General features: G+C 63.8%; 18 protein-coding genes. 10 read left to right on the forward strand and 8 right to left on the reverse strand.

Annotated elements, in window-relative coordinates; all coding sequences use genetic code 11:
- Positions 1–27 precede the first annotated feature (27 nt).
- The 7 genes from LMTR3_RS05690 to LMTR3_RS05720 all read left to right on the forward strand — a co-directional run bounded on the left by LMTR3_RS05690 (position 28) and on the right by LMTR3_RS05720 (position 8,375).
- The gene (locus tag LMTR3_RS05690; RefSeq protein WP_065744111.1) at positions 28–1,833 is read left to right on the forward strand and encodes a gamma-glutamyltransferase family protein; all 1,806 of its coding nucleotides are present in this window, start codon (positions 28–30) and stop codon (positions 1,831–1,833) included.
- Positions 1,834–1,845: 12 nt separating this feature from the next.
- On the forward strand, positions 1,846–2,556 hold the full coding sequence (locus tag LMTR3_RS05695; RefSeq protein WP_065744112.1) for a DUF1028 domain-containing protein: 711 nt from the start codon (positions 1,846–1,848) through the stop codon (positions 2,554–2,556).
- Positions 2,553–3,542 carry an ABC transporter ATP-binding protein gene (locus LMTR3_RS05700; RefSeq protein ID WP_065744113.1) on the forward strand — a complete coding sequence of 330 codons (990 nt, stop codon included), beginning with the start codon at positions 2,553–2,555 and terminating at the stop codon, positions 3,540–3,542. The genes LMTR3_RS05695 and LMTR3_RS05700 overlap by 4 nt, the downstream gene beginning before the upstream one ends.
- Positions 3,543–3,711: 169 nt before the next feature.
- Complete coding sequence (locus LMTR3_RS05705; protein WP_065744114.1) at positions 3,712–4,821, forward strand: ABC transporter ATP-binding protein; 1,110 nt, start codon at positions 3,712–3,714, stop codon at positions 4,819–4,821.
- A gap of 22 nt (positions 4,822–4,843) precedes the next feature.
- Positions 4,844–6,355, forward strand: a complete 1,512-nt coding sequence (locus LMTR3_RS05710) for an ABC transporter substrate-binding protein (RefSeq protein ID WP_065744115.1) — start codon at positions 4,844–4,846, stop codon at positions 6,353–6,355.
- A gap of 186 nt (positions 6,356–6,541) precedes the next feature.
- Complete coding sequence (locus LMTR3_RS05715; protein WP_028350083.1) at positions 6,542–7,483, forward strand: ABC transporter permease; 942 nt, start codon at positions 6,542–6,544, stop codon at positions 7,481–7,483.
- A gap of 4 nt (positions 7,484–7,487) precedes the next feature.
- Positions 7,488–8,375, forward strand: a complete 888-nt coding sequence (locus LMTR3_RS05720; RefSeq protein WP_065744116.1) for an ABC transporter permease — start codon at positions 7,488–7,490, stop codon at positions 8,373–8,375.
- 145 nt (positions 8,376–8,520) lie between these two features.
- Here LMTR3_RS05720 and cnbZ read toward each other — a convergent pair whose 3' ends face one another.
- From cnbZ to LMTR3_RS05740, 4 genes are all read right to left on the reverse strand, one after another.
- Positions 8,521–9,264 carry a 2-amino-5-chloromuconate deaminase CnbZ gene (gene cnbZ, locus LMTR3_RS05725; protein ID WP_065744117.1) on the reverse strand — a complete coding sequence of 248 codons (744 nt, stop codon included), beginning with the start codon at positions 9,262–9,264 and terminating at the stop codon, positions 8,521–8,523.
- Between the two features lie 123 nt (positions 9,265–9,387).
- Positions 9,388–12,480, reverse strand: a complete 3,093-nt coding sequence (locus LMTR3_RS05730; RefSeq protein WP_065744118.1) for a MexW/MexI family multidrug efflux RND transporter permease subunit — start codon at positions 12,478–12,480, stop codon at positions 9,388–9,390.
- 106 nt (positions 12,481–12,586) lie between these two features.
- Positions 12,587–13,780 carry an efflux RND transporter periplasmic adaptor subunit gene (locus LMTR3_RS05735; protein ID WP_065744119.1) on the reverse strand — a complete coding sequence of 398 codons (1,194 nt, stop codon included), beginning with the start codon at positions 13,778–13,780 and terminating at the stop codon, positions 12,587–12,589.
- 1 nt (position 13,781) lies between these two features.
- Entirely contained in the window at positions 13,782–14,483 is a 702-nt protein-coding gene (locus tag LMTR3_RS05740; RefSeq protein WP_065744120.1) for a TetR/AcrR family transcriptional regulator, read from the reverse strand.
- A gap of 319 nt (positions 14,484–14,802) precedes the next feature.
- Here LMTR3_RS05740 and LMTR3_RS05745 point away from each other — a divergent pair, with 319 nt between their 5' ends.
- The 3 genes from LMTR3_RS05745 (at position 14,803) to LMTR3_RS05755 (ending at position 18,747) form a co-directional block, all read left to right on the forward strand.
- Positions 14,803–16,023, forward strand: a complete 1,221-nt coding sequence (locus tag LMTR3_RS05745; protein ID WP_065744121.1) for a cytochrome P450 — start codon at positions 14,803–14,805, stop codon at positions 16,021–16,023.
- Positions 16,024–16,758: 735 nt separating this feature from the next.
- Positions 16,759–18,243, forward strand: coding sequence for a Spy/CpxP family protein refolding chaperone (locus LMTR3_RS05750; protein ID WP_245319771.1), 1,485 nt, complete (start codon positions 16,759–16,761; stop codon positions 18,241–18,243).
- A 153-nt stretch (positions 18,244–18,396) separates the two neighbouring features.
- Positions 18,397–18,747, forward strand: coding sequence for a c-type cytochrome (locus tag LMTR3_RS05755; RefSeq protein ID WP_176721825.1), 351 nt, complete (start codon positions 18,397–18,399; stop codon positions 18,745–18,747).
- 188 nt (positions 18,748–18,935) lie between these two features.
- Here the strand turns inward: LMTR3_RS05755 and LMTR3_RS05760 are convergent, their stop codons facing one another.
- The 4 genes from LMTR3_RS05760 to LMTR3_RS05775 form a co-directional block, all read right to left on the reverse strand.
- A complete protein-coding gene (locus LMTR3_RS05760) occupies positions 18,936–19,316 on the reverse strand; it encodes a hypothetical protein (RefSeq protein WP_065744123.1) in 381 nt (126 codons plus the stop codon).
- A 186-nt stretch (positions 19,317–19,502) separates the two neighbouring features.
- Positions 19,503–19,793: a hypothetical protein gene (locus tag LMTR3_RS05765; protein ID WP_141686484.1), complete on the reverse strand. Its 291-nt coding sequence runs from the start codon at positions 19,791–19,793 to the stop codon at positions 19,503–19,505.
- 234 nt (positions 19,794–20,027) lie between these two features.
- Positions 20,028–20,891: a sugar phosphate isomerase/epimerase family protein gene (locus tag LMTR3_RS05770; protein ID WP_065744125.1), complete on the reverse strand. Its 864-nt coding sequence runs from the start codon at positions 20,889–20,891 to the stop codon at positions 20,028–20,030.
- The gene (locus LMTR3_RS05775) at positions 20,891–22,084 is read right to left on the reverse strand and encodes a dihydrodipicolinate synthase family protein (RefSeq protein ID WP_065744126.1); all 1,194 of its coding nucleotides are present in this window, start codon (positions 22,082–22,084) and stop codon (positions 20,891–20,893) included. Before LMTR3_RS05775 ends, LMTR3_RS05770 begins: the two co-directional genes overlap by 1 nt.
- Between the last annotated feature and the right edge of the window lie 6 nt (positions 22,085–22,090).

The following is a 22,090-nucleotide window of genomic DNA, read 5'->3' on the forward strand; positions in this document are numbered from 1 at the left end:
GCGATACCCAGCCGGCATTGGATTCCCATGAGCAACATCAATCCCGATCCGTTCACCACAAGGCCGGAAATCGAAGGCACCTTCGGCGTCGTCACCTCGACCCACTGGATCGCGACCGCCGTCGGGATGAGCATCCTGGAAAAGGGCGGCAACGCATTCGATGCCGGCGTTGCCACGGCCTTCACGCTGCAGGTGGTGGAGCCGCACCTGAACGGCCCGGGCGGCGACGTGCCGATCATCGTGCATGACACCAGGCGCGGCCGCACCGAGGTGATCTGCGGCCAGGGTCCGGCGCCTGCGAAGGCGACCATCGCGCATTACAAGAGCGAAGGCCTGGAAATGGTGCCCGGCACCGGCCTTCTCGCCGCCTGCGTGCCCGGCACGTTCGAATCCTGGATGCTGCTGCTGCGTGACTACGGCACGATGCGGCTGCGCGACGTGCTGGAGCCGGCGATTGCCTACGCCCGCGACGGCTATCCGCTGGTCGAGCGCGCTTCCGCAACGATCCAGGTCGTCGAGCAATTGTTCAGGAAGCACTGGACGACATCGGCGGCGGTCTACCTGCCAAACAACGAAGTACCGAGACCCGGCACGCTGTTCACCAACAAGCAGCTCTCCGAAACCTACGCCCGCATCCTTAAAGAAGCGGAAAGCGCGGGCGGCGATCGCGTCGCACAGATCGAGCGCGCGCGAAAGTCATGGTCGCAGGGTTTCGTGGCGGAAGCGATCGACAAGTTCTGCCGCACCCAGGAAGTGATGGACGTCAGCGGCTCACCACATCGCGGCGTGCTGAGCGCCGACGACTTGGCACGCTGGCAGCCGACCGTCGAGGCGCCGCTCACTTACGACTATGGTCGCTATACCGTCTGCAAGCCCGGCGTCTGGAGCCAGGGCCCGGTGATGCTGCAGCAACTCGCGCTGCTCAAGGGGTTTGAGCTCGACGGGCTCGACCCCGCCGGGCCCGACTTCATCCATCTGCAGATCGAATGCGCGAAACTCGCCTTCGCCGATCGCGAGAAGTTTTATGGCGACCCGAAATTTACCGACATCCCGATCGCGACGCTGTTGTCGGACGCCTACAATGACGAGCGCCGCAAGCTGATCTCTGGGGATAAGGCCTCGCTCGATTTCATCCCGGGATCGGTCGAAGGTTTCGGCTCGGTCGTCAAGCTGCGCCGTGCGGAAGGCCATCGCGAGGCGGTCGGTGCCATGGGCGCGGGCGAGCCGACCGTCGGCCGGTTCGGCGAGGTGCGCGGCGACACCGTGCATTTCGACATCATCGACCAGGCCGGCAATATGGTCTCGGCGACGCCGTCCGGCGGCTGGCTGCAATCCTCGCCGGTCATTCCCGAACTCGGCTTCTGCCTTGGCAGCCGCGCGCAGATGTTCTGGCTGGAGGAAGATCACCCGGCGGCACTTGCGCCCGGCAAGCGCCCGCGCACCACGCTCTCGCCCACCATGGCGCTGCGCGACGGCGAGCCGTACATGGCCTGGGGATCGCCCGGCGGCGACCAGCAGGATCAATGGACCACGCAGTTCTTCCTGCGGCATGTCCACGCCAAACTGAACCTGCAGGAAGCGATCGACGCGCCGGCCTGGCACTCCGAGCATTTTCCGATTTCGTTCTGGCCGCGTACCGCGCGGCCCGGCGTGCTCGTGCTCGAAAGCCGCGTACCGAACGCGACTATCGACACGCTGAAGAGCCGCGGCCATGTCGTCGAGGTCGGTCCCGAATGGTCGGAAGGCCGCCTCACCGCGGCCTCCAAGGTCGGTCGTCGCCGCCGCGCCGCCGCCAATCCGAGGGGCATGCAGGGCTACGCGGCGGGCCGGTAGAGGCGACTTGAGATGACCTGGTCGATCATTGCCCGTGAATCCTCAACCGGCCAGATCGGCATCGCGGTCGCGACCCGATTTTTTGCGGTCGGCGCACGCGTGCCGCATATCGCCCCGGGTGTTGGAGGCATCGCGACGCAGGCGCTGGTCAATCCCTACTACGGTATCGACGGCGTGAAGCTGTTGCGCGAAGGCCGCAGCCCCCGCGAGGTGGTGGACATTCTGCTCGTTACCGACGATGGACACGAGGCCCGCCAACTTCATGTCATGGATATCAAGGGCCGCATCGCAGCGCATACGGGGCGCGAATGCATCGACTGGTGTGGGCATATCCAGGGTGACGGCTTTTCGCTTGCCGGCAACATGCTGGCGGGCGCCGCCGTGCTCGATGACACGGCGAAAACCTTTGTCGCCAATGCCAGCCTGCCCTTTGCGCAGCGGCTGATCGTGGCGATGAAGGCCGGCGAAGCCGCCGGCGGCGACAAGCGCGGCAAGCAATCGGCGGCGCTGTTGATCCATGGCGAGGAAGAATGGTCAGATCTCGACCTGCGTGTCGACGACCATACAGATCCGTTGGCCGAACTTGAACGTCTCGAACAGGTGAGCCGCGAGCGCTGGGTGCATTTCCGCCCGTTCCTGCCGACGCGGAAGAATCCGGCGGGGATCACCGACCGCACGGTCATCGATGCCCGCATCGAAGCCGCGACGACGGGCAAGGCATGACGGCAAACCCGCTGATCGAAATCGAGGGCCTGCGCGTGGTCTTCCATGGCGATGATGGCCGCACCACGCACGCGGTCGACGGCGTCGATCTCAGCGTGGCCACTGGCGCGACGCTTGGCCTCGTCGGCGAATCCGGCTGCGGCAAGAGCGTGACCTCGCTCGCCGTCATGGGATTATTGCCGAGGCGTTCCGCTGAAGTGTCGGGTTCGATCCGTTTCGACGGTTTTGATCTCCTCGACATTCCCGACGATACGCTGCGCGATCTGCGCGGCAATCGGCTCGCGATGATCTTTCAGGAACCGATGACTTCGCTCAATCCGAGCTTCACCATCGGCGACCAGATCATCGAGACCATCCTGCGCCATCGCGGCGGGTCGCGGCGGCAGGCGCGCGAGCGCGCGATCGAGCTGCTACGGCGGGTGCACATCCCCTCGCCCGAGAAACGTGTCGACGAATATCCGCACAAGCTGTCCGGCGGCATGCGCCAGCGTGTGATGATCGCGATGGCGCTGGCCTGCGACCCGCGCCTTTTGATCGCGGACGAGCCGACCACCGCGCTCGACGTCACGTTGCAGGCGCAGATTCTCGATCTGATGCGCGAGCTGAAGGCCGCCAGCGGCGCCGCGATCATCCTGATCACGCACGATCTCGGCGTGGTCGCCGAAGTCTGCGACGAGGTTGCGGTGATGTATGCCGGCGAGATCGTCGAACGCGCACCGGTCGACGAACTCTTTGCCAGCCCGCAGCATCCCTACACCGTCGGCCTGCTCGGCTCGATCCCGCGGCTCGGCCGCCGTACTGAGCACCTGGCGACGATCGAGGGCATGGTGCCGAACATGACGAACCCGCCAGCCGGCTGCCGCTTCGCCGCGCGCTGTCCGTTCGTGCTCGACGCCTGCATCGCCGCGCCGCCGTCGCTTGCGATGGTCAGTCCCGACCACGCCTCGCGCTGCATCCGCGCGCCGCTGGAGCGGCTGGTATCATGATCGCGCCGCTCTCCGCTCTCGCGCCCCGGGCGCAGTGCAGCGCAAGCGAAGCGCAGCGATGCACTGCTGAACCGGGGCCCACCTGTGGTCCCACGCGACATGGGTCCCGGTTCTGCAGCGCACCGCCAAGAGGCGCTGCGCCGCGCCCGGGACACGGAAGGTGCCTGCGATGACCGCGCTGCTCGAAGTCGACCGGTTGGTAAAGCATTTCGTCGCCACGCGGTCGGTATTCGGCCGGCCCACGGCCTACGTAAAGGCAGTCGACGGCATCAGCTTCACGGTCGAGGCCGGCAAGACGCTGGCGTTGGTCGGCGAGTCCGGTTGCGGCAAGTCCACCGTCAGCCGGCTGGTGCTGCGGCTGATCGAGCCGGATGCGGGCAACGTTCGCTTCGAGGGCCGCGACCTCGGCGCGCTCGGCGCCAACGAATTGCGCGCCTTCCGCCGCGATGCGCAGATCATTTTTCAGGACCCCTATGCGTCGCTCAACCCGCGCATGACGGTGGGCCAGATTCTGAGCGAGCCGCTGGCGCTGCACGATCTCGTGCCGGCCCCGCGCCGCCGCGAACGGGTCGACGAGCTGCTGCGGCTGGTCGGGCTCGAGCCGCGCTTTGCCCGCCGCTACCCGCACGAATTTTCCGGCGGCCAGCGCCAGCGCCTCGCGATTGCACGGGCGCTGGCGGTAGAGCCGAAACTGATCATCTGCGACGAGCCGGTCTCCGCGCTCGACGTTTCGATCCGCTCGCAAATCCTCAATCTGCTGCGCGACCTGCAGGACCGGCTCGGCCTCGCCTACATCTTCGTCTCGCACGATCTGGCGGTCGTGAAGCACATCGCCGACCGCGTCGCGGTGATGAACCTCGGCGGTATCGTCGAAACGGCGGACGCCGAAGCGCTGTTCGCCGCGCCCCGGCATCCCTATAGCCGCGCGCTATTGTCGGCGATTCCCGTACCCAAACCGCAGGCCCGGCGCGGCCGCATCGTGCTGGAAGGCGAGATGCCGAGCGCGCTCAATCCGCCTTCCGGCTGCCGCTTTCATACCCGCTGCCCTTATGTCATCGAGCGCTGCCGCACCGAAATTCCGCCCCTGCTCGCCGACGGCACGGGACACGCCACGGCGTGTCACCGCACGGCCGAATTGCCGTCACCCGGGGCCATCGTTCCCGCCGATGGCGGATTTTCGCCGGTGCTGGAAAAATTGGTCGCCGCCTTCAGCGGTGGCACGGAAGGTGCAAGTCGCGTCGGGGTTGATGCATCAGGAACACGGCCAAGTGCGGTGTAATCGTGGATAAGGGGATGGCAGCATGAAAATCTTTCGTTTGGCAGTCACCGCGGCGGCACTACTGCTGTCGCTTCCGGCAACCGTTCAGGCCCAGACCACGCTGCGGATCGGGCTCGCCGAGGACCCCGATATCCTCGACCCGACCATGGCGCGCACTTACGTCGGCCGCATCGTGTTCGCATCGTTCTGCGACAAGCTGTTCGACATCGACGAGAAGCTCAATATCGTGCCGCAGCTCGCGCTGAGCCACGAGACCTCGGCCGACGGCAAGGAAGTCACCATCAAGCTCCGGCCCGGCGTCAAGTTTCACGACGGCGAGTCGCTGGACGCCGAAGCCGCCAAATATTCGATCGAGCGTCACCTCACCATGCAGGGCTCGTTCCGCAAGCCGGAGCTGGCGAGCGTCGATCGTGTCGAGGTGGTTGATCCCCTCACGATCAAACTTGGGCTGAAGGCGCCGTTCTCACCACTGATCGCGCAGCTCACCGATCGCGCCGGCATGATGGTCTCGCCGAAAGCCGCCAAGGAAGCCGGCGACAAGTTCGGACTCCGTCCGGTCTGCGCCGGGCCGTACAAATTCGTCGAGCGCGTTCAGCAGGACCGCATGGTGTTCGAGAAGTTTGCCGATTACTGGAACAAGGACAATGTGTTCATCGACCGCATCGTGTTCCTGCCAATCGTGGACGCCACGGTTCGCCTCGCCAACCTCAAATCCGGCGGGCTCGACCTGATCGAGCGCGTGCTTGCCACTGACATCAAGGACGTTCGGACCGATTCACGGCTAAAACTTTCGACGGCAATCGAACTCGGCTATCAGGGCATTACGCTCAACATCGGCAAGGATAAGGCCAAGGGACCACTCAGCCAGTCCGCCAAGGTGCGCCAGGCGCTCGATCTCTCGCTCGATCGTGAAGCCATCAACCAGGTGGTGTTCAACGGCGAGTTCAAACCGGGCAATCAATGGGTCAATCCGGATCATCCCTATTACCAGAAGGCCTTTCCGCTTCGCGGGCGCGACGTCGCGAAGGCCAGGGCGCTGCTGAACGAAGCCGGCGTCGCGCTGCCAGTCAGCGTCGACCTCATGGTGCCCAAGGGTGCGGAGACCGAAGCGGTCGCACAGGTAGTGCAATCGATGGCCTCCGAATCTGGCTTCGACATGAAGATCAGGGTCACGGAATTTGCGACCTCGCTGAAGCAGGCCGAAGCCGGTGAGTACCAGGCTTTCATGCTGGCCTGGAGCGGTCGGATCGACCCGGACGGCAATTCCTACGTCTTCCAGAAGAGCGGCGCGCCGCAAAATTACAGCGGCTGGTCCGACAAGGAGGCCGACAAGGCGCTCGACGACGGCCGCCTCGTCACCGATCAGGCGCAGCGCAAGGCGATCTACGAAAAGCTGGCCAAGATCGTGCTGGAGGAGAAGCCGCTGCTCTACATCTACCATCGCCGCATCCTGATCGCGCATACGACGAAGCTCGAAGGCTACAAGCAGATGCCGGACGGGCTGGTGCGGGTGGTCGGGCTGAAGCTGAAGTGAGCGCGATGCGCAGGCACGCTCTGTCCTCTCCCTCCCCCCTTGCGGGGGAGGGTTGGGGTGGGGGGTGCCACGAACTCAGAATCCCGTTGGGTTACCCCTCTCCCTGTCTCTCCCCCGCAAGGGGGGAGGGAACGGCGCGGCGAGAGCTTTTTTTCTCACTTAATTCTCGCAGCCGCGGATGACACCATGCTGAACTTCCTCGCGCGGCGGATCGTCCAGCTCATCCCGACGCTGTTCTTCGTCTCGATCCTGATCTTCTCGCTGCAGCAATTGCTACCGGGCGATCCGGCGCTGGTGATGGCCGGCGAGGAACGCGATCCTGATGTGATCGCGCAGATCCGCGAGCAGTACCGGCTCGATCAGCCGGTGCCGGTGCAATATGTCTACTGGGTCAAGGGCGTGCTGTCGGGCGATTTCGGCGAGTCGCTTCGCAACAAGGTGCCGGTGCGCGAATTGATCGCTCAGAAGCTGCCGGTGACGATGCAGCTTGCGTCGATGGCGATCGTGATCGCTTTCCTGATCGGGATTCCGGCCGGAATCATATCGGCTGTCAAGAAAGGCACGGCCTGGGACTATGGCGCCAATTTCTTTGCGCTGTGGGGGATCTCGACGCCGAATTTCTGGCTCGGCATCATGCTGATCTTCCTGTTCTCGATCCAGCTCGGCTGGCTGCCGGCATCGGGCTATGTGCCGCTGACCGAAAACTGGCGCGCCAGCATCGCCTCCACCATCATGCCGGCCTTCGTGCTCGGCAACGCGATCGCTGCGATCCTGATGCGGCACACCCGCAGCGCCATGCTGCAAGTGCTGGAAAGCGATTACGTCCGCACCGCCCGCGCCAAGGGGCTTCTCGAGCGCTCGGTCATTCTCAAGCACGCCATGCGCAACGCCCTGACGCCGGTGATCACGCTCGGCGCGCTCGAGCTGGGCACGCTGTTGTCGGGCGCGGTGTTGACGGAGCAGATCTTCTCGATCCCCGGTTTCGGCAAGCTGATCGTCGATGCGGTATTCAACCGCGACTATGCGGTCGTGCAAGGCGTCGTGCTGACCACGGCGACGATCTACATCACGCTCAATCTCATTGCCGACATCGCCTATGTCCTCGTCAATCCGCGGCTGAGGGCCTGAAGCCATGGCCGACACCACGCTCAATGCATTACCGATTGCTGTTTCCGACGAGCTGGAGAGCCCGGCGCGGCGCGCATTGCGCCGGCTGTTCAAGCGCAAGGGCGCGGTGGCCGGGCTTGTCGTGATCGCAACCTTCATGTTGCTCGCGCTGTTTGCTCCGCTGATCTCGCCTTATGAACCGATCGCGACGAGCTGGTCGCTGGTGCGCAAGCCGCCGTCGGCGCTGCACTGGTTCGGCACCGACGAGCTCGGCCGCGATATTCTCGCCCGCGTGATCTACGGAGCGCGGGCTTCGCTTCTGGCCGGCGCCATCTCGGTCGGCATCGCGTTGTCGATCGGCGTGCCGCTCGGCCTGTTGTCGGGCTATCGCGGCGGCTTCATCGATGCCCTGATCAGCCGCATCACGGATGCGATGCTGGCCTGCCCGTTCCTGATCCTGGCGATTGCGCTCGCGGCATTCTTGGGGCCAAGCCTCGGCAACGCCATGATCGCGATCGGCATCTCGGCAACGCCGATCTTCGTGCGGCTGACCCGCGGCCAGGTGATGAGCGTCAAGGTCGAGGATTATGTCGAGGCCGCGCGCGCCATGGGCAATCCGCGCTGGCGTATCGCGCTGTTTCACATCCTGCCGAACATCATGCCGGCGCTGTTGGTGCAGGCGACGCTGTCGATAGCGGCTGCCATCATCGCCGAAGCCGCGCTGTCGTTTCTCGGCCTCGGCCAGCAACCGCCCGCACCATCCTGGGGCAGCATGCTGAATGCCGCACAGCGCTTCCTGACCAATGCGCCGTGGATGGCGGTCTGGCCGGGACTGGCGATATTTCTCGTGGTCCTGTCGTTCAACCTGGTTGGCGACGGCCTGCGCGATGCGCTCGATCCGAGGGAGAGGTAGTTAAGACCCTCATGGTGAGGAGCGCGCTCGCGCGCGTCTTCGGACGATGCTTCGCATCGCCGGGAGAACCATGAGGCCGAGAGTGGGGCCACATCCTTCGAGACGCCGCTTCGCGGCTCCTCAGGATGAGGGGACCGTTCGGAAACTAGATCACCACTTCCCGCAGCACCCTTCGGCAATCCATCTCATATTCCAGATCGATCACCGGCGGCCGGGCGAAATGCCAGGTCAAACCCGAACGCGCGGCGCCGCGGCGAACCAGCGCATCGGCAAAGACGTGGTGGAAATCGTGGATGGTGTAGGTCTGCACATCGGTCGCGTCTTTCCAGCCGAACCCGAACTCGCCCATGCGCCGCTCCATCACGCCGGCGACGTAGCGGACCTTCTCCGCAATACCCTCGGGGCTGACGTCGCGGTAACGCACGGTGCGTTCGGCATAGCTCGCATTGCCCTCTTGCGACTCGCCGCTGCCCGCGATCACGAAGCTCGGCGCCGTGTTTTGGCTCGGCCGCGTGAACGAAAAGGCGTAGAATGACGGTTCGGCCGGAGGATCGATCTCCGGACAGACATTGCTGCGTGCCACCGGATTGGTCGTGCCGTCATAGACGCCCCATTCGCTGAGCGTCTGGACATAGTGCAGGTTGAAATTGCGGAACCCCTCGTCGGTGAATGCCGCCGGCGAGCGCAATTCGCAGGCGCAGAACGAGGTCAGCGGCCTGCCCGCCGCCTCGATGTACCTTGCGATCCGCGCAAAGCCTTCGGCCAGCGGCAGCCATTTGTCGAAGCGCACCCGCTCGATCTCAAATCCGGGATTGGCTGCGACACCTCCCGAATACTGGAACACGGCGGGAATGAAGCGGTAATTACCGGCGGGAAAGTCGCTCGTCATGTTGGCTCCCTGCTTTTTCTATCTTTTAGCATGGAGACACACCGGCGTCGCACCTCCCGGCATGAAAAAGCGGCGGCAACGATTTCCCGCTGCCGCCGCTTGCTATTCTGCGGTTACAAAGGCTCAGGTCGGCTTGAGCGCGGACCCAAGATCGAAATCCGCGATCTCCTTGGTCCGCTTGGAGCCGGCCTTGGCCTGGTGATCGGTGGCCAACCAGACATAGACCGCCGGCAGCACGAACAGCGTAAACAGCGTGCCGATCGACATGCCGGCTACCACCACGAGACCGATCGAGAACCGGCTGGCAGCGCCCGCGCCCGTGGCGGTCAGCAACGGGATCAGACCGGTGACCATCGCCGCCGTCGTCATCAGGATCGGACGCAGCCGGATGCGGGCAGCCATTTCGATGGCCGAACGCTTATCGAGGCCTTCCTTGAGCTGCAGCTCGTTGGCGAACTCCACCATCAGAATGCCGTGCTTGGTGATCAGGCCGACCAGCGTCAGCAACCCGACCTGGGTGTAAATGTTGATCGTCGCTACGCCGAAGAACAGCGGGATCAAGGCGCCGACGATCGCCATGGGAACGCTGATCATGATCACCAGCGGATCGCGCAGGCTTTCGAACTGCGCGGCCAGCACCAGGAAGATGATGATCAGCGCGAAGCCGAAGGTGATCGCGAGTTGATTGCCTTCCTGCACATATTGCCGGGAGTCGGCCAGGTAATCATGGCCAAAGCCGGCAGGCATCTTCTTCGCTTCGCCCTCCAGGAAATCCACCGCCTGCCCCACCGTCACGCCCGGCATCGGCACCGCGGAGAACGTCGCTGAATTGAGCTGGTTGTAATGCGTCAGCGCATTCGGATCGGTGGCGGTTTCGATCGACACGATGGTCGACAGCGGCACTAGCTGCCCGGTGTTGGTCGGGACGTAGTAACCGCCAAGCGATTCCGGCGACAGCCGCTTGTCGCGCGACACCTGCGGGATCACCTGATACGAGCGTCCCTCGAGGTTGAAGCGGTTGACGTAATTGCCGCCCAACAGCGTCTGCAAGGTAGCGCCAACCTGCGACATGTTGATGCCGAGGTCGCTCGCCTTGGAGCGGTCGATCGAGACACGAACCACCGGCTGATTGAATTCGAGGTCGCTGTCGGAGACGATGAACATACCGCTCTTGCGCGCCGCGTCCTTCAGCTTCGCCATCTGATCATAGACGGCCTGGAAGCCGGCGGTCGAATTGATCACCATCTGTATCGGCAGGCCACCCGGTCCGCCCGGCAACGGCGGCAGGTTGAACGCAAACGCCTGGACGCCTTCGATCTTGCTGATCTCCGCCTGCACCAGCGGCTTCAGCGCGATCGAGGATCGCTCACGCTCGTCCCACGGCTTGAGCAGCATGCCGGCAATGCCGCCCTGCGGGCCGTTGATGCCGTTGAGGACGAAGCGCAGGTCCGTTTCCGGAAACTTGGCAAAAGCCTTGTCGAGCTTGTCGCCGTAGAAGTCGACATAATCGATGTTGGCGTATTTCGGCGCCTTGGTCACCGAGAACACGATGCCCTGGTCCTCCTCGGGCGCGAGCTCCTTGGAGGTGTTCATGTAGAGGAAACCGACCAGACCCAGGATCGTCAGCGCGAACAAGCCGGTGATCGGGCGATAGTCGAGCGAGCGGTCGAGCTGGCGACCGTACCAGCGTGTCATTGAGCCGAACACCCTGTTGACCAGCCTCGAGAACCGCCCCTCGTCCGCGCTCTTCAGGAGGACCGAGCACATCATCGGCGACAGCGTCAACGCGATCACGCCCGACACGATAACCGAGCCCGCCAGCGTGAAGGCGAATTCGCGGAACAGCGAGCCGGTCAGGCCGCCGAGGAAGCCGATCGGCGCGTACACGGCGGCCAGCGTAATCGTCATCGAGATCACGGGGCCTACGATTTCGCGCGCGCCTTGCAGCGACGCCTGGACCGGCGTTTTTCCTTCCTCCAGATGGCGATGGATGTTCTCCACCACCACGATGGCGTCGTCGACCACGAGCCCGATCGCCAGCACCATCGCCAGCAGCGTCAGAAGATTGAAGCTGAATCCCATCATCAGCATCAGGCTGCAGACGCCGATCAGCGACAGCGGAATCGTCACCACTGGAATGATGACCGAGCGGAACGAGGCCAGGAACAGGAAGATCACGACCACCACGATCAGCACTGCCTCGATCAGCGTGTTCTGCACCTCGTCGATCGACGACTGAATGAACTTGGTCGAATCGTAGGCCACTTTCATTTTCATCGACGGCGGCAGGTTGCGTTCGATCTCCGGCATCAACGCGCGCACGCCCTTGACCAGCGTCAGCGGGTTGCCTTGCGGGGTCGCCTGCACGCCGATGAAGATCGCGCGCTCGCCGCTGAACGCGACGCTTGCGTCCGAGCTTTGCGCCGCAAGCTCGACGGTTGCGATATCCTCGATCCGCACGAAGCCGCCGTCCTTGGACTTGACGATCATCTTCTTGAACTGCTCGAGGTTCCGCAGGTCGGTATTAGTCTGGACGTTCGAGACGATGAAATAGCCCTTGGACTGACCGGCTGCTGCCTGGAAGTTGTTGGCGGCGATCGCCGCGGAAACGTCGCTCGGCGACACGCCGCGGCCCGCCATTCGTATTGGATCGAGCCACAGCCGCATCGCAAAGGTCTGGCCGCCGAGAATGTCGGCCGACGCCACCCCATCGACCGTCGACAGCACCGGCTGCACCACGCGTGTCAGATAGTCTGAAATCGCCGACCCCGAGAGTTCTTCGCTGGAGAAGCCCAGATACATCACGGCCGTGGTTTGGCCAGTCGTCTTGGTTATGACCGGGTCGTTCGATTCCTTCGGGATCAGATATTTGACCGAGTTTACCTTGGCGAGAACCTCGGTCAGCGCCTGGTTCGGGTCGAAATTCAGCTTGACGTAGACCTGAATCGTGCTGGTGCCCTGCACCGACGAGGAAGTGATGTAGTCGACGCCCTCGGCGGAAGCGACCGCCTGCTCGATCGGCGTGGTGATGAAGCCTTGAATCAGGTTGGCCGACGCGCCCGGATACGAGGTGGTGATGTTGACCACCGTATTCGACAGCTTCGGGTATTGCCGGATCGGCAATACGCTGGCGGCGCGCAGACCGATCAGGAGGATCAGCAGGCTGACGACGACCGACAGGACCGGACGCTTGATGAAAATATCGGTGAAGGCCATCGCAAAATCATCCCGCTGGGTTCAGCATTTCCGGGGCGCGGCCGAGCCATAGGACCGCCGCCCATCTTTCTTTCGCCGCGGCTCCTCAAGGGAGCCGCATCATGTATCAGTAGCGCGGCGGCTTCGCCGGAATCGCCGGCACCGGATCGTTCGAAATCGTCACGGCAGCTCCGGACTGCAGCTTGAGCTGGCCCACCGCCACGACGCGGTCGCCCTCCTTCAAGCCCTTCAGGACTTCGGCGCGGCCCTCGATGCGCTTTCCGGTCTGCACGAACGTGCGCGTCGCGATCAGGCTGGTCTTGCCGTCCTCCTCCTTCTTTTCACTGAGGAGGTAGACCGAGTCGCCATAGAGCGTGTAGTCGACCGCGGTTTCGGGCACGGTGACGACCGGCGGCTTGTCCGGCAGCACCACGGTGGTGGTCGCGAACATGCCGGGCTTGAGGATCTTGTCCGGATTCTGGATCGTCGCCTGCACGCGAATGTTGCGCGTGTCCGCGACGATCTGCGGCTCGATGGTGGTGATCTTGCCCTCGAAGGTGCGGCCCGGATAGGCGTCGACCGCGATCCGAACGATCTGGCCGACCTTGAGCTGGCCGGAGTCCTTCTCCGTCACGGTGAAGTTCGCATACAGCATCGACAGATCGGTCAGCGAGACGATCTGCGTCCCCGCAGTCAGATATTGTCCGACTTCGACCCTGCGAACGCCGAGTTCGCCATCGAACGGCGCCCGCACCAGTTTCTGCGAAATGATCGCTTCGGTCCTGGCGATGCCGGCGCTGGCCTGATCGAACACAGCCTGGGCGTTATCCACCGTCGCCTGCGGTCCGACCTGACGCTCGGCCAGTTGCTTGGCGCGATCCAGCGAGAGCTGCGCCAACCGCTGCTGCGCCTTGTAGTTGGCAAGGTCCGCCTGCTCGGGACCGTCGAACAACTGCACCAGCGGCATGCCTGCCTTCACGCTGGCGCCCGCCGTAAACTGGATATCGGTGATGCGGCCGTTGACGTCGGAGGTCACGTTGACCTGGTGCACGGCGGCAAGATCGCCGACCGCGGTCAGAAGATTCGGAATCGTTTCGGACTTCGCCGTGGCGATGTTGACGCTGGTCGGCGGCGGCTTCATGGTCGCGAAGAACTGCGCGATCATCTTGCCGCGGAAGTAGTTGAACCAGACCAGGCCGCCAACCAGCAAGGCCAGCAGCGTTCCGACGATGATGAGCCACCGCACCATTCGGACCGGCCGCTTGTGCGGCTTTTCCGTTATCGGTTTGCCCGAAATCTTGTGTTCGGTCACGATATTCATGTCATGCACTTTCTGCAGTTACCGATTGTCCCGAATTCGGTGACAGCTCGCCGTCCAGGTGAGAAGCAATTGCGGCTTCGGTAAGTCCGATGCCGCGCAGGATGAATTGACACAACTGCCGCTCCAGGTCGGCGGCGTTGCCGTAGGAAAGACAGGGCACGGGCGGAAGCCTCGTCAGCGCCGCCATCAGCACGGTGTGATGCGCGAACCAGAACAGGTTGAGCGGATCGCGGCCGATCCGCGCAGCGTCGCCGGCCGTTACAGCGCGCTCGATCGACGCGGTGAACACCGGCCCGATCAGGCCGGCGATCTTGTCGTAGAGCAAACGCGCGAACTCGCCGTCATCGAGGTGGCTAGTCGTCATCAGCCGCAGCCGCTGCGCTTCCTCCTGATCCGAGCCGTTCGACACCTCCATGAAATGGCCAACCATGCTCTTGACCAGCTCAACTAGTGTGGCAGTTGAAGGCTGCTGGCCGAGCAGGTGCGCGAAATCCGGATCGGCCTCGCATTCCTCGGCGAGGATTTCGGCGTAGAGCGCTGCCTTGGACGGGAAATGCTTGAACAACAGCCCTTCCGAAATGGCCGCAGCCGCCGCCACGCTCTTGGTCGTGGTGCCGGCAAAGCCGTGACGGGCAAAGCACCGCTTGGCGGCGCTCAAGATCAATTGCCGCCGCAAATCACTGGTCATGCGCAGGGTAGACATGGGGGCGTGAGTAATCACTCACCTTTACGAAGTCAAGGATACATTGCAGCGCACCAGGCGGATTCTGCTACCGGGTGGCGTCAAAGACACAGCCTCATCGCTTTGTTTGACCACGATTTTTCGGGAAATCGGGCTCTCGCGTTGCAGACTTATCCCGAAATGGTCGCAACCCCAAGGCGCTTGGATAAAGGCGCTTGGATGGCGTGGGGCTGAAAGCTGCGCCGACTTGACGCTTTGAACGCGGCGTCTAAGATAGTTGCAAATGCGACTAATTTGACGGCCGCTTACCCTTCCGTCTTCCCAACGAGTACGGCGAGCCATGAATCTGGATGCGCGCGAACTGGCGGCCACATTCGACCTCGAAAAGCTGACGCCGGAGTTCTATGCCAACCCCTACCCGACCTATCGCGCGCTGCGCGAGAACGAACCGGTCAAGCGGTTGCCGAATGGGTCGTATTTCCTGACCCGCTACGACGATCTGGTCGCGGCCTACAAGAACACCAAGGCCTTTTCGTCCGACAAGAAGAAGGAGTTCTCGCCGAAGTATGGCGACTCCCTGCTCTACGAGCACCACACCACGAGCCTCGTGTTCAACGATCCCCCCGCCCACACCCGCGTCCGCCGGCTGATCATGGGCGCACTTTCGCCGCGCGCGATCGCCGGCATGGAGCCCGACCTGGTCCGGCTGGTCGACCGTCTGCTCGACGCCATCGCCGCCAAGGGCAAGGTGGACCTGATCGACGATTTCGCTGCTGCGATTCCGATCGAAGTGATCGGCAATCTGCTCGATGTGCCGGAAAGCGAGCGCGATCCCTTGCGCGACTGGTCGCTGGCCATTCTCGGCGCGCTGGAGCCGGTGATCGGCCCGGACGCCTTCGCCCGCGGCAACAAGGCGGTGAAGGATTTCCTGGCGTACCTCGAAGGGCTGGTGGCGCGGCGACGGGTCAAGCCCGGCAATCCCGACCGCGACGTGCTGACGCGGCTCATTCAGGGCGAAGACAATGGCGAGCGGCTGACCGAGAAGGAGCTGCTGCACAATTGCATCTTCCTGCTCAATGCCGGCCACGAGACCACCACCAACCTGATCGGCAACGGGCTGGTCGCGTTACTGAACCACCCAGGCGAGAAACGCCGGCTGATTGAAAATCCCGAGCTGATCAAGACCGCGATCGAGGAAATGCTGCGGTTCGAGAGCTCCAACCAGCTCGGCAACCGCATGACCGTCGAGCCGTTCGATCTCGGCGGCATCGCGATGCCGGCGGGCACACCGGTGACGCTGTGCATCGGCGCCGCCAACCGCGACCCCGCCCAGTTCGCCGATCCCGAACGTTTCGATATTGGCCGCACGCCGAACCGGCATCTGGCCTTCGGCACCGGCGCGCATCAATGCGCCGGCATGACGTTGGCGCGGCTCGAGGGCGCCATCGCGATCTCGCGTTTCCTCGCGCGCTTTCCGGATTATGCGTTCGACGGCGAACCGGTACGCGGCGGCCGCGTGCGCTTCCGTGGATTTCTGAGCGTGCCTTGCACGGTCAACTAGTCTTACTGCGTCATAGCTGCTCAATCCCCATCATCTCAGGAATAAGCGCACTTGCGCTTATTCCGAAGGAGCCCGCGAGAAGCGGGCGTCTCGAAGGGTGTAGGCCACAGACGGGGCCTCATGATTCGAGACGCGCGGAGCCTGTCATCGGGCCGCGCTATGCGCGGACCCGTTGGCGCTCCTCACCATGAGGGACTTGTGACGCAGCAAGCCTAAGGCGCAGGCGAACTGTATTGGTCCTGCGTCGTAAAATCGCAACGTAAGTCATAGCCGCGACGAACGATTCCTGCGCTTGCGCGTTGATGCTCTTGGGCGACGAAGCGAGGGAGTGAGATCATGCTTTCGAGCGGCGCTCGCATCGCAGCATTTTTTCTCGGTATCTCCGCGATGGCGGTGAGCACCGGCTCGTCTGCCCAACCAGGAAGAGGCCTTGGCCAAGGCGGCGGGGCGGCGCCCGCAGCCCGACCGGCGGGTCCACCACCCGCTATGGCCCGCCCCGCCGCACCACCAGCCATGGCCCGCCCAGCGGCACCTCCGGCTATGGCCCGCCCCGCGGCACCTCCGGCAATGGCGCGACCCGCCGCGCCGGCGTTCCGTGCAGCTCCCCCGCCTCAGCGTCCAGCAATGGCCCCGCGCGCGGCGCCGCAAATCGCCGCACCGCCGCGAGCGGTCACACCGCGCGTTGCAGGACCACGACCCGAGATCCAGCGTGCAGCGCCGCCGCAGCGACCGGCCGTGACGAGACCCGAGCCGCGCATCGCCGCACCATCGCGCCCGAGCACATCGCCCGCTGTGGGCGCCCGACCGTCGCGACAGGAGCAGATCGAAACGCGTGCGCAACAGCGCGAGCAGCGCCTCCAGCAGCGCGAGCAGCGTATCCAAGAGCGGCGGCAAGTCGTGCAGGAGCGGCAGCGCGATATGCTTTCGCGCCAGAGCACGGAGCGGCAGAGCCGCATCGATCGCTTGCAGCAGCGTGTCCAGCAGTTGCAGTCGCAGAAGCCGGAAGGTCTCCGGGCGCAACGCGAGCAGCAAAGAATGCTGCAGACTCAAAATCGCCTGCTCCAGCGCGAGCAGCGCATCCAGGAACGTGACCAGGCACGCCTGCAGCGGCTAGGGCCTCAGCCCTCGGCTGAACCATCCGCCTCCGCCGCGGCCATGCAGGCGGCGGCCCGTGGGCGATTTTCCGCGCAGTTCCGCAGCAATGATGCCCTGCAAGCCCGCGCGGCGCTGACCGCCCGGGAGAACCGCTGGGCTCCGCGCCACGCCTGGCGGCGCGGCCATCGCGCCGCATTCGTGGCATGGCTCGGCCCGGTGTTCTGGCCTTACGCCTATTCCGACATCTTCAATTACACGTTCTGGCCCCACGCCTACGACCCCGGCTATTGGGCCTATGCCTATGACGACTTCGTCGACACGGTGTTTTGGGGTACGGACAGCCCGTATTCCGCCTACGCCAGATATCCCGAGCCAGGGGCGGCGGTCACGGATTATCGACCGGGCAAGCGCGCAAGCGTGAGCCGGCAGACGCTCCGGCAGGTGTGCAGAGAACCGGATGAGGGCGTGACCGCCTGGCCGATTGCATCGATCGTGCGCGCCGTGCAGCCGACGCCCGAGCAGCGCGCCCTGCTCGACGAACTGAAGGCCGCCGCAGCAAAGGCCGCCGACGTGTTCAAGGATACTTGCGCCGACTCCTTTGCCATGACGCCGCCCGGTCGCCTGCGCGCGATGACGAACCGCGTGACGGCAACGCTCGACGCGGTCAGGATCGTGCGTCCGGCGCTTGAGCGGTTTTACAATTCGCTGGATGACGAGCAAAAGGCGCGCTTCAACGCGCTCGGCCCGAACGTCGGCGAGCGTTCGCAACAGCAGCCGCCGCAGGAAGCGAATACGCAAGCCGAGGCCTGCGGCGATCCGAAGTCCAGCCTCACTCGGCTACCGATTGAGCGGATCGAGGCCGTGATACGTCCGGCAGGCAAACAGAAGGATGCGCTCGATCTCTTGAGCAAGGCGACGAACGACGCGGTTCAGAAGTTGCAGGCCGCCTGCCCCGACGACGTGCCGCTCACACCGCTCGGGCGGCTGGAGGCAATGGAGAAGCGGCTCGAGGCCATGCTGCAGGCAGCCGCGCTGGTGCAGCCGGCATTGGACGAGTTCTATGCCACGCTGAGCAACGAGCAGAAGGCGCGCTTCAATACGATGCCGCAGGTCGCAAGCCAGTGACCGAAACATGCCCGGCATCCTTCTTGACGAGGATCGAATATGAGGCAATCGCATTTTGTCACGCTGCTCGCCCGGCCAATATCCAGCCGTGGAGATGCACGTTGGCGGCACGGTCGGACGTTCCTGATAGGCGCGTTGAGCGGACTGGCGTATATGCTTGCTTCGCCTTCCGCCCTGCCCCAGGCGCCGCAAGGCGCGGAGGGCGTCTCAGGACAACAGGCGTTCAACAATGCCTGTCGGACGTGCCACATCATGAGAGAGGGCGACAATCGGCTGGGTCCCAACCTGCACAAGATTGTCGGACGGAAAGCTGGATCGCTACCAGACTATGGGTTTTCCAGCGCAATGAAGGAGGCAGGATTCGTCTGGGATGAGGAGAAGCTCGATCGCTTCATTGCCAACCCCGATGAGGTCGTGCCCGGCAACAGCATGAAGCCGTATGGCGGCCTCTCATCGAGCGAGGATAGAAAAAAGATCATCGCCTTCCTTGCTCAATCACGATAGCGCCGCAGGTTTTCGGGAAAAAGCCCCGGTCATTTCACCGCGCGCGCCAATGCCAAAGCGCGCTCCATCGCCTGCGTTACGATGACCGCAGAGCGCTCGTCGAAAATGAACACCATAGGCAACCCGGATTGCCGGTCCGGAGCGGACGGCTCCACGCGGCCCGATTCCGCCACAGATGTCGGGAAGTTCTAGTTGCCCGCGGTGTTGAAGCGGGAAAGGTCGCAATCCCGTTCGGCATATCTCACGCGCCGCAGGCCCTCGCGGTCTTCGACCACGGTCGGCCGGCAGCGTTCCCTCCAGGCAGCCTGGGCGGCTTCATCGGCTTTCAGTTCTTCCGCAGTCCGGGGCGTGATCTTCACGGTGCCGCGGCTGCCGACGTAGAAATTGGTTTGCTGGCTGGGAAGCAACGGCGCGCCCGAAGCAATGGCCGCGGCCTTGGCATTCGCTTCGGCCCGCGCCGCGCGGGCGGCCTGGGCGGCATCTGCGGCATGGCCGTGGTCCATCGCGAATTGCGCGGACGCGGACGATACCGAAGCGACGACGATCGAGATTGCGATGAAGACGCGCATGGACACTGCCCCTTGATGAATGCGTCCGTCAGGAATGACCGACAAGCATTGAGGCGGCGTAAAGCTGTGTGACTAACCGGATCGCAATTTGGTCGATAAAGGTTTAGCGGTCTTTTGGGCGCGCGTTGCCCGTTCATCGAGCTGTGGGGCTCGGAATTCTCCCCGCTTGCGGCGAGGAGAAGCGTGCTACTCGCTGCGGCCGAACTCGCAGCCCTTGCGGGCGTACACCAGACGGACGACACCTTCGTTGTCGTAGGTGCGTTGCGGCTTGCAGAACGCTTCCCACTTCTCGATGCTGGTGCGCCTTGCCCTTGCGTCTTCCTGATCCTGCGCCTCGCTGCGCACCGGATCGTCCAGATAGGACGTCGTGCATACCCTGCCGTGGAACTTGCTGTAGGTGCAGCGTTCCACGACCTGCCAGGCCTGCGCCGATGTCGACAGCAGGGCCAGTGCCGCAATTGCGTAAAGGATTTTCATGGTGTCGCTCATCGCTCGAGGAGACTTTCTCCGTGCGACTAGCTAGCGCCGGAGTTTATCGAGGCGCAACGGTAACCCTTTGTTAAGCTAAATACCCGCGGAAAAGGTTAAATCTGGAACCGCGCGCTGTCTCTTCACGTGACGCTATCACAACCAGAACGCGCGTCAGTTCACATACGAGACAACATCGTCCGTCATTGAGACAGCGAGACAAGCTTCTTCGCGTGACGGCTGCTAGACCACCGTGCGATGCCGCGCGATGCAGGTCTGCAGGACCTCGGCCATCGGCCTTGCCCACCACTCGTTGGAGAAGATTTCGATCTCGGAATAGCCGGCAAAGCCCTGCGCCTCGACCGCTGATCGCACAGATGTGATGTCGATGACGCCGTCGCCCATCATGCCGCGGTCGTTGAGGATGTCTTTTGTCGGCACCAGCCAGTCGCAGACGTGAAACGCCAGCAGGCGATCTTTCCCCGCGCGCGCGATCTGCGGCATCAATTCCGGGTCCCACCAGATGTGATAGACGTCGAGCGCAACGCCCAGCGCACCGGTGCGCTGCGGATCGAGCTGATCGCAGATGTCCAGCGCCTGCTTCGTCGTGTTCACGCAGGCACGGTCGGCGGCGTAGGCCGGATGCAAGGGCTCGATCGCGAGCGGCATGTTGGCCTCTCTCGCATACTCCAGCATTTCCGCGATCGCGTCATGAACCTGCGTACGCGCAGCCGCAATGTCCTTCGAGGCGGCGCTTCCCGGCCGCGAATATTGCGGCAGGCCGCCGACGACCAGCACGATGCAGGGCGCACCCAGCGCCTTGGCTTCATCCACCGCGCGACGATTGTCGTCGCGCGCCTCCACGCGATGCGCCGCATCCGCCGTGAACATGCCGCCGCGGCAATAGCCGGACAATTCAAGGCCTGCGTCGCGCACGGCCCGCACTGCGCGGTCGAGGCCGATGGCCGCAACCTGGTCGCGCCAGGGATCGATGGCGCGGATGCCGTGGCGCGCACAGGCGTCAATGATGGCAACGAGATCGCCCTGCTTGCGGACGGTCGCCGTGTTCAGCGACAGCCAGCGATGATCGCTCGAGAAATCACGCATCAGGGTTCGATGCCGCGCATTGCCAGCACCGTCTTCATGCGCCGCGTTGCCAGTTCGGGGTTGGAGAGCAGCCCAGCTTTATCCGCAAGGCGAAACAGTTCGGCCAGATGCAGCGTCGAGCGCGTGCTCTCCTGCCCGCCGACCATGGTGAAATGATCCTGATGGCCGTTGAGATAGGCCATGAACACGATGCCGGTCTTGTAGAACCGCGTCGGCGCCTTGAAGATATGTCGCGACAGCGGCACCGTCGGCCCCAATACGTCATGGAAACCGGCCTCGTCGCCGGCAGCCAGCCGCGACAGCGCGTAGGAAGCCGCCGGCGCGATGGCATCGAAGATGCCGAGCAGCGCATGCGAAAAACCTCGCTCGTCGCCCGCAATCAGTTCGGCGTAGTTGAAATCGTCGCCGGTATACATCTTGACGTTCTTGTCCAGCCGCCGGCGCATGTCGATCTCGCGCTGCTTGTCGAGCAGCGAGACTTTTACGCCGTCGACCTTGGCGGCGTTGGCGTTGATGATGGCAACCGCCGTATCCATCGCCTTGTCGAGATCGGCCGTTCCCCAATAGCCCGACAGCGCCGGATCGAACATGTCGCCGAGCCAGTGGATGATCATGGGCTCGCGAACCTGTGACAGCACCCGATTGTAGACCTTTGCATAGTCGTCGGCGCTACGGCCAAGCTTTGCCAATGCGCGCGAGGCCATCAGGATGATGCGGCCGCCGGCCTTCTCGACCGCCGCGATCTGTTCCTCATAGGCGCGGATCACGTCGTCGATCGATTTTGCGTCTTCCACTGCGAGGTGGTCGGTGCCGGCGCCGGAAAACACCAGCGCATTGTCCTTCGCTTTCGCAGCCTTCACCGAACGCTGGATCAATTCCAGCGAGGTCGGCCAGTCCAGCCCCATGCCGCGCTGCGCGGTGTCCATCGCCTCGGCGACGCCAAGGCCGAGATCCCAGACATGCTCGCGGAACGCGATGGTGCGGTCCCAGTCGATGGCGGATGTCAGCCACGGGTCGTTGTCGGCGAGTGGGTCCGCCACGACGTGCGCGGCCGAGAAGGCCACGCGGTTGAGCGCACCTTCAAGCTTCGCCGGAAACGTCCGCGACGCCGCCAGGCGATAATCCTCGATTTTGTGATTCCCGGTCGGCAGCTTCAGCGATAGCGATGACATCGGCAGGACTGGCTTGTTCATGCTTAA

The sequence above is a fragment of the Bradyrhizobium sp. LMTR 3 genome (genome assembly GCF_001693485.1).
In the GTDB taxonomy this organism is placed as follows: Bacteria; Pseudomonadota; Alphaproteobacteria; order Rhizobiales; family Xanthobacteraceae; genus Bradyrhizobium.